This is a genomic window from Paracoccus sp. KR1-242, from assembly GCF_049446195.1.
Taxonomy (GTDB): Bacteria; Pseudomonadota; Alphaproteobacteria; order Rhodobacterales; family Rhodobacteraceae; genus Paracoccus; species Paracoccus broussonetiae.
Window position 1 is genome coordinate 156559 of the sequence record NZ_JBMSED010000003.1, and the last position, 12571, is coordinate 169129.

Annotated in this window: 15 protein-coding genes; 7 read left to right on the top strand and 8 right to left on the bottom strand. The window is 65.6% G+C overall.

Going from position 1 to position 12571, the window contains the following annotated elements; all coding sequences use genetic code 11:
• Positions 1-12: 12 nt before the first annotated feature.
• The 3 genes from ACO2Q4_RS06270 to ACO2Q4_RS06280 form a co-directional block, all read right to left on the bottom strand.
• Entirely contained in the window at positions 13-654 is a 642-nt protein-coding gene (locus tag ACO2Q4_RS06270) for a response regulator transcription factor (protein WP_311757825.1), read from the bottom strand.
• A complete protein-coding gene (locus ACO2Q4_RS06275) occupies positions 651-2069 on the bottom strand; it encodes a sensor histidine kinase (protein ID WP_311757826.1) in 1419 nt (472 codons plus the stop codon). Before ACO2Q4_RS06275 ends, ACO2Q4_RS06270 begins: the two co-directional genes overlap by 4 nt.
• Positions 2070-2271: 202 nt before the next feature.
• Positions 2272-2838, bottom strand: coding sequence for a hypothetical protein (locus ACO2Q4_RS06280; protein WP_423318106.1), 567 nt, complete (start codon positions 2836-2838; stop codon positions 2272-2274).
• Between the two features lie 163 nt (positions 2839-3001).
• Between ACO2Q4_RS06280 and ACO2Q4_RS06285 the strand changes: the two genes are divergently transcribed.
• On the top strand, positions 3002-3244 hold the full coding sequence (locus ACO2Q4_RS06285) for a helix-turn-helix domain-containing protein (protein WP_395134679.1): 243 nt from the start codon (positions 3002-3004) through the stop codon (positions 3242-3244).
• Positions 3244-4548, top strand: a complete 1305-nt coding sequence (locus tag ACO2Q4_RS06290) for a HipA domain-containing protein (protein ID WP_423318108.1) — start codon at positions 3244-3246, stop codon at positions 4546-4548. Before ACO2Q4_RS06285 ends, ACO2Q4_RS06290 begins: the two co-directional genes overlap by 1 nt.
• Before the next feature lie 17 nt (positions 4549-4565).
• On the opposite strand, the gene ACO2Q4_RS06295 is transcribed toward ACO2Q4_RS06290, so the two are convergent.
• The 5 genes from ACO2Q4_RS06295 to ACO2Q4_RS06315 form a co-directional block, all read right to left on the bottom strand.
• Positions 4566-5072 carry a cell wall hydrolase gene (locus ACO2Q4_RS06295; protein WP_311757830.1) on the bottom strand — a complete coding sequence of 169 codons (507 nt, stop codon included), beginning with the start codon at positions 5070-5072 and terminating at the stop codon, positions 4566-4568.
• A gap of 142 nt (positions 5073-5214) precedes the next feature.
• On the bottom strand, positions 5215-5634 hold the full coding sequence (locus tag ACO2Q4_RS06300) for a GFA family protein (RefSeq protein WP_423318109.1): 420 nt from the start codon (positions 5632-5634) through the stop codon (positions 5215-5217).
• 32 nt (positions 5635-5666) lie between these two features.
• The gene (locus ACO2Q4_RS06305) at positions 5667-6113 is read right to left on the bottom strand and encodes an SRPBCC family protein (protein ID WP_423318111.1); all 447 of its coding nucleotides are present in this window, start codon (positions 6111-6113) and stop codon (positions 5667-5669) included.
• Positions 6110-6430 (bottom strand): ArsR/SmtB family transcription factor, encoded by a 321-nt coding sequence (locus ACO2Q4_RS06310; protein ID WP_311757833.1) that lies wholly within the window; start codon positions 6428-6430, stop codon positions 6110-6112. Before ACO2Q4_RS06310 ends, ACO2Q4_RS06305 begins: the two co-directional genes overlap by 4 nt.
• Before the next feature lie 104 nt (positions 6431-6534).
• Positions 6535-7206 carry an ankyrin repeat domain-containing protein gene (locus ACO2Q4_RS06315; RefSeq protein WP_423318113.1) on the bottom strand — a complete coding sequence of 224 codons (672 nt, stop codon included), beginning with the start codon at positions 7204-7206 and terminating at the stop codon, positions 6535-6537.
• A 140-nt stretch (positions 7207-7346) separates the two neighbouring features.
• Here ACO2Q4_RS06315 and ACO2Q4_RS06320 point away from each other — a divergent pair, with 140 nt between their 5' ends.
• The 5 genes from ACO2Q4_RS06320 to ugpB all read left to right on the top strand — a co-directional run bounded on the left by ACO2Q4_RS06320 (position 7347) and on the right by ugpB (position 12533).
• A complete protein-coding gene (locus ACO2Q4_RS06320; protein ID WP_423318115.1) occupies positions 7347-8234 on the top strand; it encodes a LysR family transcriptional regulator in 888 nt (295 codons plus the stop codon).
• Between the two features lie 64 nt (positions 8235-8298).
• Complete coding sequence (locus ACO2Q4_RS06325) at positions 8299-9831, top strand: sensor histidine kinase (RefSeq protein ID WP_423318117.1); 1533 nt, start codon at positions 8299-8301, stop codon at positions 9829-9831.
• Positions 9828-10436: a response regulator transcription factor gene (locus ACO2Q4_RS06330; RefSeq protein ID WP_311757837.1), complete on the top strand. Its 609-nt coding sequence runs from the start codon at positions 9828-9830 to the stop codon at positions 10434-10436. Before ACO2Q4_RS06325 ends, ACO2Q4_RS06330 begins: the two co-directional genes overlap by 4 nt.
• Positions 10437-10524: 88 nt before the next feature.
• The gene (locus ACO2Q4_RS06335; RefSeq protein WP_311757838.1) at positions 10525-11010 is read left to right on the top strand and encodes a GlcG/HbpS family heme-binding protein; all 486 of its coding nucleotides are present in this window, start codon (positions 10525-10527) and stop codon (positions 11008-11010) included.
• Positions 11011-11237: 227 nt separating this feature from the next.
• Positions 11238-12533: a sn-glycerol-3-phosphate ABC transporter substrate-binding protein UgpB gene (gene ugpB / locus ACO2Q4_RS06340; protein WP_311757839.1), complete on the top strand. Its 1296-nt coding sequence runs from the start codon at positions 11238-11240 to the stop codon at positions 12531-12533.
• Positions 12534-12571 lie beyond the last annotated feature (38 nt).

A 12571-nucleotide genomic window follows, 5' to 3' on the forward strand; every position in this document is an offset into this window, starting at 1 on the left:
TCACTTGCCGCGCTAAAGCCCCATGTCGCGGGCTTTCAGCGCTGCCTCGACCCGGTTTCGGACCTGCAGCTTCTGCAGGATGTTGGTCATGTAGTGCTTGATCGTCTTTTCCTGCAGATCAAGTTCGCGCGCGATTTCCTTGTTGCTGAGACCGGTGGCGACAAGTCGCAGGATCGTCGCTTCGCGCTGGGTCAGATCCTCGCTGACGGCCTGCACGTCGGGGGCCGGGCGCGCCTGCATCGTTGCCAGCACCCGCGCCGCCAACGAAGGCGAGACATAGGACGCCCCGTCCGCCACGCTTTGCAGCACCTCGATCAGCTGGGGGGCCGAAACGCCTTTCAGGACATAGCCGCGCGCCCCCGCCTTCAGCGCCGCCATCAGGTCGTCATCGGATTCCGATACTGTCAGCATCACGATCCCGACCGCGGGAAATCGGCGCGCGATCTCGGCCGCGGCGTTCAGGCCCGAGCCGGGCATTGAAATGTCCAGAAGCGCGACATCCGGCAGATGGGCCTCGACCGCGGCGACGGCCTCGGCAGCGGTGCCGACCTGTGCCTGGACATCGAAATGGCCATGCTCCTGCAGGGACAGCACCACGCCGCCGCGCAGCAGGGGGTGGTCGTCGGCAACGATGATCTGGATCTTGTCTGTCATGCGAGGGCCTCTGGCGACAGGGTGATGGTCAGGCGGGTGCCTTGGCCGGGCGCGGTGCGGATGTCAAATTCGCCGCCGATGCTTTCGACGCGTTCGCGCAGGCCGGAAAGGCCAAGCCCGTGCCCGTTCAGGGTGCGAGGGTCGAAGCCGGGGCCGCCGTCTTCGACCGCGATTTCAAGCCTGCCGTCGGGGGACAGCCCGCAGGACGCAGTGACGGGCGCGTCATTGGCGTGACGCCAGGCGTTCATCAACGCCTCCTGTGTGAAGCGATAGGCGCAGATCAGGATCGGGTGTGGGGCGGGTCGGTCGATCCGCTCATCGCCTGAAAAGCGGCGCTGCACGGTGGTCGCGGTCCGCCGCTCATGGGCGCTGATTGCCAGCTCCAGCGTTTCGGCGACGCTGCGCCCCTCCAGGGTCGGCAGCGTCAGCCCGCGGCACAGGTCGCGCACATCCCCCATCGCCTCGTCAAGCGAGGCGCGCAGGCCACGTGCCTCGGGGTCGTCCGGGGGAACCGAGGCGCGGCGCATCAGCGCATCCAGTCGCAACGAGGTCAGCGCCAGGGCCTGCGCCGGCCCGTCATGCAGTTCGGCACTGATGCGGCGCATATAACGTTCGTTCGTCTCGCTGACCCCGCGCGAGGCGGCTTGCACCCGTTCCCGCAGCGCCTTGTTCTGGGTCGAGACACGGGCCAGTTCCGCCAACCGCCCCGTCAGTTCGCGGTTCTGGGCGTCGATGGTGCGACTGCCCGCGCGGACGATGCCGAACAGCGCGGCAAAGGTCAGCGCCATCACCCCGGCGACGGCTGCCCAGGCGCGGGCCTGCGCCGCGCGCAGGTCGGCCTTCAGCTCCGACCCGTCCAGATAGAATTCGGCCACCGCGATGATCTTGCCCGTCAGGATCGAATGAATGGGGTTATAGACCTCAAGCAAAGGGATGCCCTTCATCTGCTCGCGCGCATTTTCAGCCTCGTCCAGATCGTCGAACGAGGCGCTGAGTTCACCCGCCCAGGCGCGGCGCAGCTTTTCCCCCGGTTCCAGAACCTTGCCGATCAGGTCGGCATCGCTGCTGAAGGCGATCAACCCGCCCTTGCGCCAGATCTTGGTGGACAAGACGCGCTCGGACATCGGGGGTTCGTCCAGCAAATCGCGCATGCGCTGGATGCTGGCGGGGGAAAGCGTCTGGCTGTTCGTCAATTCCTGCGACATCGGGGCGATGAAGCTTTCCATATAGACGGCGCTGGACAGGGCGGCATTGCGCACGACGCTGGTCTTGATGCTGTCGCTGACCAGGCTGCCGACCGCGACCATGCCCAGAAGCGTGACGATGCTGCCGACGATCGCAAAGCGGTGATGCAGGGGAATCGCCGCAATGCGCCGGCGCCAATGGGCCGGTCCGGTCTGGGTTGTGGCGATCATTCTTTCACTCCGCTTTGGGCGGATTGTTGCTGATCCGGACGGCATCCGCCAAGGTGGGATCGGCCTTTCGGACCAAGGTCTGACGCGATTTTCGGACCCTTGGCCCGTCACCCCCTGCGCATCAGGTCCGACGGGCCTGCGCATGGGTCGGGACAGGCTGGAGCGGATGCGCGCGGCGATGCCAGATGGGGTCAGCCGGGTTTTACGCCCGCCCATCCAGGAGGATCATTTCATGAAGACCCTGACCAGCCTTCCCCTGATCGCCGCCCTGTCCCTGTTCGGCATCGCGCCATTTGCGGCCACTGCCTCTCCCGCAAGCGTCCGGGCTGCGCCTGCGACGATCTTTCTGGCGAAGATGCCCGCGAAACAGTTGGCCCGGCGGGGCCGCGGCGCGGATGACGGTCCGAACCACGACGTCGGAGACGATCACGGGCGTCGCGGTCGCGGTGCCGATGACGGCCCAAACCATGACGTCGGGGACGATCACGGCGGCCGCGGCCGTGGCAGCGATGACGGTCCGAACCATGATGCCGGAGACGATCATGGCGGACGCGGTCGTGGCGGTGACGACGGCCGTGGCCATGATCGCGGGGACGATCACGGGGGCGGGGGCCGCGATGGCGGCGGCGGTCGCGGACGAGGGGGCGATGATGGTGCGAACCACAGCCAGAACGTAATCCCCGCACCGGTTCAGGTTGCCCGCCACGGCGCCGACGACCGCAAGGGCGACGATCGTGGTGGCCACGGTCGCGACGACGGTCCCCGCCACTCCTGAGGCGGCGCCCGTCGATCACGGCCCAGACACCCGCCTCCGCCAAGGCGGGTGTCGACATGTCCGGGTCTCCAGTGGCGAAGGCTGTTTACAGTGAAGTGTATATTCCGTAGATATACAGCATAGTGTAAAAGTCCGAGATTTACACCGGAGTGTATATATGCCTCTTGCCCGCTCGCTTGACGATCTGGCGCAGATCCTGCGCGAGGCGCGCCGTGCCCAGGGCCTGACGCAGTCCGAACTGGGAGACAGGGCGGGCGTACGGGCACACCATATCTCGAATATCGAGAATGGCGTCACCAATCCCACGGCCGCGACCATCCTGTCGCTGTTCGCCGCGCTGGAGCTGGATTGGCAGGTCGTGCCCCGCGCGACGGGTGCGCGGATCGAGGATATCTTCTGATGGGGCGTCGGCCAAGGTCGGTTCCGCTGGCGGTCCATGTCAATGGCAGGCGCGCCGGCACCCTGACGCGGGAAGCGGATGGCGCGACCAGCTTCACCTATCACCCCGACTGGCTGGAGTGGGAGCATCGCTTCCGCCTGTCGCTTTCCCTGCCGCTGACCGATCAGCGGCAGCGCGGTCAGGCTGTGCTGGCGGTGTTTGACAACCTGCTGCCCGACAGCATGAACCTGCGCCGCGCATTGGCGGAACGCATGGGTGCCGGTGGCGACGATCCGCATTCGCTGCTGGCGGCGATCGGGCGCGATTGCGTCGGTGCGATGCAGTTCCTTCCCCAGGGCGAGGATCCCGGCCCGGGCTTTTCCGACGTAAGCGAGGCGCTGGTCCCGGACCAGATCGCCCGGATGCTGCGCGATCTTGGCCGTCATCCGCTGGGGCTGGACCGGGATCAGGCTTTTCGCGTCTCGGTCGCGGGGGCGCAGGAAAAGACGGCGCTGCTGTGGGACGGCGGCTGGCGCCTGCCGTTGGGCATGACGGCGACGACACATATCCTCAAGACCCGGATGGGCCAGCTTCAGAACGGCATCGACATGAGTTCGAGCCTTGAGAATGAGTTGCTGTGCCTGAATCTGGCCGAGGCTTTCGGATTTTCCGTGCCCCGGACCCGGATCGAGCATTTCGACGGTATCGACGCGTTGGTGGTCGAGCGTTTCGACCGCAGCCTGTCGCGTGGCCGCCGCCTGCGTCTGCCGCAAGAGGATCTGTGCCAGGCGCTGGGGGTTCCCTCGGCCCGGAAATACGAACAAGATGGCGGGCCGGGGATCGCCCAGGCCCTGCATCTGCTGTCCGGATCCAGCGACGGCCTGCGGGACCGCGCGGATTTCCTGGCGGCGCAGATCTTCTTCTGGATGATCGGCGCGACCGATGGCCACGCCAAGAACTTCTCGATCTTCCACGCGCCGGGCGGGTTCAGGATGACCCCGCTTTACGACATCCTCAGTGCCGAACCTGCGCGCGCCGCGGGTCACATCCGCCACCAGCAGATGCAGATGGCGATGGCCGTGACCGGCAGCAGGCGGCATTACCGCATCGACCAGATCCATCCCCGCCATTTCGAGCGGACCGCGCGCGAGGCGGGGCTTGGACCCGCGATCATCGAGCAGGCCTTTGCCCGGTTCCGGAACGCCGGAGATGCCGTCCTGGACGATGCGGCGGCACGCGTGGCGGCGGATGTCCCCGCCAGCGTGGCAGAGCCGATCCTGACTGCCGCACGGGCGCGCCTTGACGTCCTGCGCCGCTACGGCTGAGCCGGGACGGCCCGCGTTCAGCGGCCGGTGATGCCCTCGATCGGTCGCGGCGGGACCGGCTGCGTCACCAGGAAATTCTTGCGCTTTTCGTAGAAGGCATTGCCGCCCGTCACCAGAACGTAGTGCATGTTGTCATAGGAAAAGCTGTAGCCTGCCTGATGGAAGAACATCGCGTTTCCGATCAGCGGGTGACGCTCCCCCCGTAGGACCGAGCGTGCGGCCTCGCGCACCTTCGGCAGTTCCCTGGGGTTCATCTTGCGCGTCATGATCCCGGACGCGAACTGGTTCTTCTGCGCGACCACACCGCAGACGGTATTGGGATATTTTCCCGACTGCACGCGGTTCATGACGACGCTGCCCACCGCGATCATGCCATCGCGGCTGGAGCGGTTCGATTCGAAATACATCGCGCGCTCCATGCATTCCTGTTCGCTGTGGCGGCGGGGAAACCCGCAGCCCGCCAGCATCAGCAATGCGGGGGCAAGGAATACCGCGAACCGCAGCTTCCGGCTTTGAAATGTCATCTCGGTCCCTCCTGGCGCGCGAACACGCTCTTGTCATGAGAACGAGGATTAACAGCAGGGGTGAGGTCGTCTCAACTGCGCCGTGTATCGTCGGGCAACGGCCGTCACCTGCGGGCAACGCGCGAAGCATCGGCCTGCCGGATCAGGCGGGTGGGCCCTTCGCCAGCACCGTCAGCGCCGGATCATGGCGGTCCCAGCCAAGCGCCCGGCTGCCATAGGCGACAAGGGTCGGGTGGAACCGTTCGGGCGCATCCAGGCTGGCTGGGTGGATCGCCGTAATTGTGGGGGCGGCGACAAAGGTCAGCAGGACGGGCGTGCCGCAGGTGGGGCAGAAGGCGTGGGTCTTTTCGTTGCCGCTGTCGCCGGCGACGCTCCAGCCCTGCAACCGTCCTGCCACCCTGACCGCGTCCACCCCCGCGAAGACGAGATACGACGAATGGCCGGTGCCGCTGCGCATCTGGCAATGGCGACACTGGCAGTGAAGCTCGGCGACCGGCGCTCCCGTCGCCTCATAGCGGACGGCGCCACAGGCGCAGCCGCCGCAATAGGTGGTCTGGCTCATGATCTTGCTCCGATGTGCCGGGCGGCCTGTGGTCACAGGTCAAAGCCGCGCCCAGTCTCCAGAAAGGATTTCATGCTGGACAGCACCAGCGGCCAGCCTTTGCCGACCGCGTTGCACATGCCGCTGCCGGGTTGCAGGTCGTCATGCGTGACGGTCAACTTGACCATGTCGTCCTGCGGCTCGATGTCGAAGGTCACGCGGCTGTATGGGTCGGGATCGTCCTGCTGGCTTTCATTCGCCCAGCTGATGACCAGCTTGTTGGGCGGATCGCTGCTGATGACCTTGCCGACAAGGTCCACGGTTCGCGCGGCATCGGCGCGGACATGCTGCCAGCCAGAGCCGGTCTGCCAGTCGGCCGAGACGTTTTCGTGCCCCCAATACCGGCGCGCAAGATCGGGTCTGGTGATCGCCTCGAACACCTTTTCCGGGGTGGTGCGGATATAGGTGACGTAAACGAAACTGGCGGATTTGTCGGTCATGGCTTGCTCCTTTCAAGTTCGTGCTTGAGGTCGTGGAGAAGGCTGAGACGGCTTTCCTCGAACTTGCGGATCCACCGTTCATAGACCTCGTAAAGCGGGACGGGGTTGATGAAATGCAGCTTCTCTCGCCCGCGACGGGCGGTGCTGATCAGATTCGCGTCTTCCAGAAGTCCAAGATGCTGAGTCACGGACTGGCGCTGCATGTCCAGCGTTTCGCATAGCTGGCCAAGCGTCTGCCCGTTCCGTTCGCAAAGGGCATCAAGCAGTTTCCTGCGGCTTGGATCGGCCAACGCCTTGAAGACCTTGTTGTCATCCATGGGCCGCTCCATCCGTATCGCGACCATTTATGCAGGTAAATACCTGCATGTCAAGATATGCAGGCACCTACCTGCATATTTGGATGCAAGAGGCAGATCGGGGTCTATCTTGCGCCAGCGGCGACCAGGATGCGTTGGATCTTGTCATAGCCGGCGGCGCGAGCATGACCCAGCGGGGTCACTCCGTTGCCATCTGCAAGGTTGACGTCGGCACCCGCCTTGACCAGCAGGTCGACGATCTGCTGGTGACGGGGCCCGCCATCGCCCAGGATGATCGCCTCAAGCAGGGCCGTCCAGGCCAGGTTGTTGACGTGATCGACATCGACGCCGGCCTCGATCAGCGTGCGCACGGTTTCCACATGCCCGCGTTCGCAGGCGGGGATCAGGGCGGTGCCGCCGAACCGGTTGGTGCTTTTCAGGTCCGCGCCATGTGCCAGCGTCAACTTGAGGATCTCCAGATGCCCGCGCGCCCCGGCGTAAAGATAGGGGCTGTCCTGGATAAGATCCTCGGCATTGACGTCGGCCCCCGCCTGGACAAGGACCCGTGCCGCCTCGACGGCATTGGCGTGGGTCGCAACCAGCAGCGGCGTCGCACCGTTGCGGTCGCGCGCCTCGATCTCGGCGCCTGCCGCCAGAAGCCGGGTGATCGCCGCGGCGTCGTTCTGTCCTGCCGCCTGATGCAGTCGGGTTCCGTTCATGGTCTTTCCTGTCGCAGAGACGGGGGCCGCAAGCAGCGACAGGAAGGCGGTTCCGACAAGGAAAGCGCGGCGTGGCATGGCGCGTTTCCCGATCGAAGGCTTCGACTGGCGTGACGGCATGAATGCCCCCGGTCTAGTGGTTCTCGCCCAGATAGGCAGGACGGCTGGCATTTGAAAATTAAATATCAGGATGACTTTCATCGCAAACATGAATACTCATGGGGGCGGCCTCATCCTTTGCAATCGCCATGCTTGACCCGCGCCTGCTTCGTTCTTTCACTGCCATCGTCGATGCGGCCAGTTTCACGCTGGCGGCCGAACGCCTGCACATGACGCAATCGACGATCAGCCAGCAGCTTGCCCGGCTGGAAACTCTGGTCGGCTCCCCCCTGATCGAGAGGACGGCGCGCCCCGTCCGGCCCACCGCGAGTGGAGAGCGGCTTCTGGGCTATGCCCGCAGGCTTCTGGCCCTGCAGGCCGAGGCCGAGGCCGCGCTTGGAGATCCCGCGGGCTCTGCCTCGATCCGCATCGGCCTGCCCGAGGATATCGTCGATGCCGCGATGGCGAAGACATTCGGCGATTTCGCCCGTCGCCACCGCGAGATCCGTCTTGATGTGACGGCCGGTCTTAGCCGCGACCTGACGCGGCGCTATCGCGGTGGCGAGTTCGACATCGTGATCGTCAAGGACGCGCGGCCTGGCCCGGATTGCCGCGCATCCTTCCCCGAGCCGGTCGCCTGGTATGAAAGCGCCGAGGCGCCCGCCACATGGCCCGATCCGCTGCCGCTGGTGGCCTTTCCGCCCGATGGTCTTTACCGCGACACGATGTTCCAGCGGGCCGAGCGCGAGCGGCTAGGCTGGTATGTCGCCTTTGCGGGCAGCAACCTGCACAACGTCCTGGTCGCGGTCGAGGCGGGATTGGGCCTTTCCCTGCTTCCGGTCAGCGCGGCGGGGCGATACCGCGTGCGGCAATATGCGCCCTTTGGGATGGAGGCGCCGATTTCGGTCTCGCTTTACTCTTGGGAAAAGACCGGCCCGGTCTCGGAACTGGTTGGGGCCATGCGAGGGGTGATGGCCGCGCGCTCGCAACCGCTGGGCCGTGATTGATGCACGGCGCAGAAACCTGACGAGCCGCATTTAGGCCACGCGTGAAACCTGCAAGAATGGACCCATGACAGGCCCGAACCGCCCGATCCTTGAAAGCCCGCTGAAGCTGATCGCGATCGGCTGCCTGCTGCTGCTGGCGACCGCGGGGGCGGTTGCGATCCTTCAGCGCCACGCGTTGATGGTGGAACTGGAACAGGAAAGCTCGGTCCTGCTGCGGCTGGCCTCGCAGCGCGCGGACCAGCACGATGCCCACCTGACGGCGCTGTCGGCGATTGCAGTCGCCGGCGAGGCCGAGCAGAACGGCCTGTTCCTTGAGGTGGCCCAGACGATTTCTCGTTTCTATCCGCGCATCGACGAGGTTCAGCTTGTGCCGTTCGATGCGCGGGGCAAGGCGGTCGGGACGCTGCCGCTTGCCCCGGCGCTGGCGGATACCATTCGCGCGTCTGCACAGGCCTCGACCGGCCATATCGCGTTGCTGCCGCATCCGGAGCGGCCGCAGCATTACATCATGGTCAAGCGCAGCCCGAATACCGATGCGGCCCGCTATGGGCTGATGCTGGGCATCGATGCCGAGAAGCTGGTGGACGAGGCGGGAACATTCTGGTCGCGGCCCGATGTCGCGCTGACCCTGTCATTGCCGGATGGTCCCGCCCTGTTCCATCGGGGCGCCGCTCCCGAGACGATCCGGTTTGCGCGGGCACTTGGAAGTGCATCCCAGCCGCTGCTGCTGGAAACGGGGATGCAGATCGGCATTGCGAACCTGCTTCCTGCCTTGCGGACCGGGCTGGCGCTGCTGGCGGTCACGCTGGCCTATCTTGCCGCGCTGTCGGCGCTGCGCCAACGCGCCCGCGTGCGTGGCGCGATCGAACAGGCGCGGCTCAGCGCGCTGGATTCGCGCCTTGCCCATGCCTCTCGCGTCAATGCCCTGGGCGAGATGGCAAGCGGGCTTGCCCATGAACTGACGCAGCCCCTGACGGCGATCCTGGCGCAGGCGCAGGCGGGCCGGCGGATGCTGGCGCGCGGGGATTCGGCTGCGCTGGCGCCGATCCTGGATGATACGGTCGCGCAGGCGCGGCGGGCCTCGGCGATGCTGGAACGCTTCCGCAACTGGTCGCGCCCGCATCCGGTGCCGCGCGTGCCCTTTGACCTGCGCGAGGCGCTGCGAAACGTGCAGACGCTTCTGGCGCCGCAGGCCGCCGCACAGGGCGTGCGGCTGGCTTTCGATCTTGGTCCCGGTCCCGCGCCCGTCATCGCCGACCCGGTCGAGATGGAGCAGGTGGTCTTCAACCTTGCCCGAAACGCCATCGAGGCCACTGCCGGGCTTGGCAATGCCGGGCAGGTTGTCGTGGCGCTGAAGCCGCAGCAGGATCGCGTCGTGCTGGAGGTTTGGGATAACGGGCCGGGCATCGCGCCGCAGTTGCGCTCGCGCCTATTCACGCCCTTCACCACCACGCGGCCCAACGGGACCGGGCTGGGCCTGGCGCTAAGCCAGCGTCTGGTCGAACGCGCCGGAGGAGAGATCCAACTGGTCGACGGTACGTCGGGGGCGACGTTCCGGGTGGTGCTTCCGGGACGATCCGCAGAGGCTCGGGAATGAACCTGCCCGTCTATCTGGTGGATGACGACGAGGCGGTGCGCCGCGCGCTGGCGTTGCTGATGTCGACCGTGGGAATCGAAGTCACGGGCTTCGCCGATCCTCAGGGGTTTCTCGCGCAGCTGCCCAAACTCGCGCCCGGTTGCCTGATCCTGGACATCCGGATGCCCGCCATTTCCGGCCTGAAGCTGCAAGAACGGCTGGCCGAGCAAGGCATCGACTGGCCGGTGATTGTCATCTCGGGGCACGGCGATATCGAGGCCTGCCGCCGCGCCTTTCGCAATGGCGCGGTCGACTTCCTGTCGAAGCCCATCGACGAGCAGGATCTGATCGATGCCATCCAGAAAGGGCATGAGGCGCTGGAGCGGGCGCTGGACCGTCGCGCCGAACAGGCCGAGACGCTGGGGCTTCTGGCTTCGCTGACGCCCCGCGAAACCGAGGTGCTGGATCGGATCGCCGAAGGTTTCACCACGCGCCAGATCGCCGAGGGGTTGGGCCTGTCGCCGCGCACCGTCGAAAGCCATCGCGCTGCCATCGGGGCCAAGCTTGGCACAACCTCGCAAGCCGAGATGACGCGTCTGTGGCTGGCCGGACGCGACACTCCGTAGAACTACGCAGACGGCTGCAAGGGATACGAATACCGGCATGGGGCGGGGCGGGCTAATTCCCTTTCATCATTCGGAAAGGATACCCCTCATGACCCGGAACCTCGTGCTTGCCATCGCGCTTCTCGCCCCTTTCGGCGCTGCCGCTCAGGATTTGCCGAGTGCGCCCTATCTGCCGCTTGATCTGGCGACGAAGGCCGCGGACGCAGCGCTGAAGGCCTGCACCGCCGAAGGCCACAATGTCAGCGTCGCGATCGTCGCCCGCGACGGTTCGACCAAGGTTCTGCTGAAGGCCGACAATGCCGGCCCGCATACGGGGTCGAGCGCGCAGGGCAAGGCCTTCACCTCGGCCGCGATGGGTCGCGACACGGCCGGCCTGGCCGAGTTCATTGCCTCGAAACCCGCCAACGAAGGTCTGCGCGATATGGACCCGCGCATGGTCATCCAGGCTGGCGGCCTGCCGGTCAAGTTCGGCAAGGCGCTGGTCGGCGGCATCGGCGTCGGCGGCGCGCCGTCGGGTGACATCGACGCGACCTGCGCGGCGGCGGGACTGAAGGCCATCGGTGCGGGCGAGTAATCCCGACCCTGACCACGACGCGGCCCGTCCCAAGGGGGTGGGCCGCTTTTTCGTTCGGCGGCAAGGTCATGCTGCAAATCATTCGCGCAGTCATCGCGAATTGACTCGGCACTTCACCGTCGAGTTAAACTCCCCCCTGGAGGAAAAGGTTGTCCCGCCCGATTGGGAGGTCGGTGGGAACATCCGCGCAAAACCCAGCAGCATGGATCGAGGGAGGAGTAAGTCGCATGAAGAATCTCAGCCTATGGCTTTGTGGATTCGCAGCCCTGCCGTTCGCGGCACAGGCCCAGACCGAAATTTCGTGGTGGCACGCGATGACCGGCGCCAATGCCGAGGTTGTCGAGAAGATCGCCGGTGATTTCAACGCAAGCCAGTCCGATTATGTCCTGAAGCCGGTGTTCAAGGGCACCTATCCCGAAACGCTGAACGCGGGCATCGCCGCCTTCCGCGCGGGACAGGCCCCGGACATCATCCAGGTCTTCGATGTCGGGACTGGCGTCATGATGGGTGCGCAGGGCGCGATCAAGCCCGTGGCCGAGGTGCTGACCGAAGGCGGCTTCACCTTCGACAAGAGCCAGTATCTGCCCGGCATCGTCGGATATTATTCGACCCCGGAAGGGGAAATGCTGTCCTTCCCCTACAACTCGTCCTCGCCGATCCTGTATTACAACAAGGACATCTTCCAGAAGGCCGGGCTGGATGTCGACGCACCGCCCCAGACCTGGGCGGAGGTCTGGGCCGCGGCGCGCAAGATCAAGGAATCCGGCGCGGCAACCTGTGGCTATACCTCGACCTGGCTGACCTGGATCCATACCGAGAACTTCGCGGCCTGGAACAACGTCTCGTGGGGGACCAACGAAAACGGCTTGGCCGGCACGCCCGAGCTGAAGATCGACGCCCCGCTTTTCGTCAAGCATTTCCAGGAACTGGCCGACCTGGCGAAAGAGGGGGTCTTCGTCTATGGCGGGCGCACCAGCGAGGCGAAGCAGAACTTCACCTCGGGAGAATGCGGCATTCTGACCGAAAGCTCGGGGGGATTGGGCGATATCGTCAAATCCGGGATGAATTACGGCATCGGCAAGCTGCCCTATGACGAGACGGCCCAGGGCGCGCCGCAGAACACCACGCCGGGCGGAGCGTCGCTTTGGGTGATGGCGGGCAAGTCGGACGACACCTACAAGGGCGTCGCCGCTTTCTTCAACTATCTCTCGAAGACCGAGGTGCAGCAGTTCCTGCACGAGCAGTCGGGCTATCTGCCGGTGACGATGGCGGCCTATGAGGCAACCAAGGCGTCGGGCTTCTATGAGAAGAACCCGGCGCGCGAGGTGCCGATCCTGCAGATGTCGGGCAAGCCCCCGACCGAGAACTCCAAGGGGGTGCGCGCGCCAAACCTGCCGCAACTGCGCGACATCCAGAACGAGGAATACGAAAAGATGCTGGCCGGCCAGCAGACCGCCGAACAGGCGCTGCAGAACGCGGTGACCCGCGGCAATGCCGCGATCAAGGAAGCCGCAGGCGGCTGATCCCGCCAATCGGGCGCGCGCGGTCCCTGGACGGCGCG

What these genes read in the sequence shown, in the direction of transcription:
- ACO2Q4_RS06310 (WP_311757833.1), bottom strand. Translation starts at nt 6,430, where the DNA reads ATGGATGACAACAAGGTCTTCAAGGCGTTGGCCGATCCAAGCCGCAGG.
- ACO2Q4_RS06290 (WP_423318108.1), top strand. Translation starts at nt 3,244, where the DNA reads ATGGGGCGTCGGCCAAGGTCGGTTCCGCTGGCGGTCCATGTCAATGGC.
- ACO2Q4_RS06325 (WP_423318117.1), top strand. Translation starts at nt 8,299, where the DNA reads ATGACAGGCCCGAACCGCCCGATCCTTGAAAGCCCGCTGAAGCTGATC.
- ACO2Q4_RS06335 (WP_311757838.1), top strand. Translation starts at nt 10,525, where the DNA reads ATGACCCGGAACCTCGTGCTTGCCATCGCGCTTCTCGCCCCTTTCGGC.
- ACO2Q4_RS06275 (WP_311757826.1), bottom strand. Translation starts at nt 2,069, where the DNA reads ATGATCGCCACAACCCAGACCGGACCGGCCCATTGGCGCCGGCGCATT.
- ACO2Q4_RS06330 (WP_311757837.1), top strand. Translation starts at nt 9,828, where the DNA reads ATGAACCTGCCCGTCTATCTGGTGGATGACGACGAGGCGGTGCGCCGC.
- ACO2Q4_RS06315 (WP_423318113.1), bottom strand. Translation starts at nt 7,206, where the DNA reads ATGCCACGCCGCGCTTTCCTTGTCGGAACCGCCTTCCTGTCGCTGCTT.
- ACO2Q4_RS06300 (WP_423318109.1), bottom strand. Translation starts at nt 5,634, where the DNA reads ATGAGCCAGACCACCTATTGCGGCGGCTGCGCCTGTGGCGCCGTCCGC.
- ACO2Q4_RS06305 (WP_423318111.1), bottom strand. Translation starts at nt 6,113, where the DNA reads ATGACCGACAAATCCGCCAGTTTCGTTTACGTCACCTATATCCGCACC.
- ACO2Q4_RS06320 (WP_423318115.1), top strand. Translation starts at nt 7,347, where the DNA reads ATGGGGGCGGCCTCATCCTTTGCAATCGCCATGCTTGACCCGCGCCTG.
- ugpB (WP_311757839.1), top strand. Translation starts at nt 11,238, where the DNA reads ATGAAGAATCTCAGCCTATGGCTTTGTGGATTCGCAGCCCTGCCGTTC.
- ACO2Q4_RS06285 (WP_395134679.1), top strand. Translation starts at nt 3,002, where the DNA reads ATGCCTCTTGCCCGCTCGCTTGACGATCTGGCGCAGATCCTGCGCGAG.
- ACO2Q4_RS06270 (WP_311757825.1), bottom strand. Translation starts at nt 654, where the DNA reads ATGACAGACAAGATCCAGATCATCGTTGCCGACGACCACCCCCTGCTG.
- ACO2Q4_RS06295 (WP_311757830.1), bottom strand. Translation starts at nt 5,072, where the DNA reads ATGACATTTCAAAGCCGGAAGCTGCGGTTCGCGGTATTCCTTGCCCCC.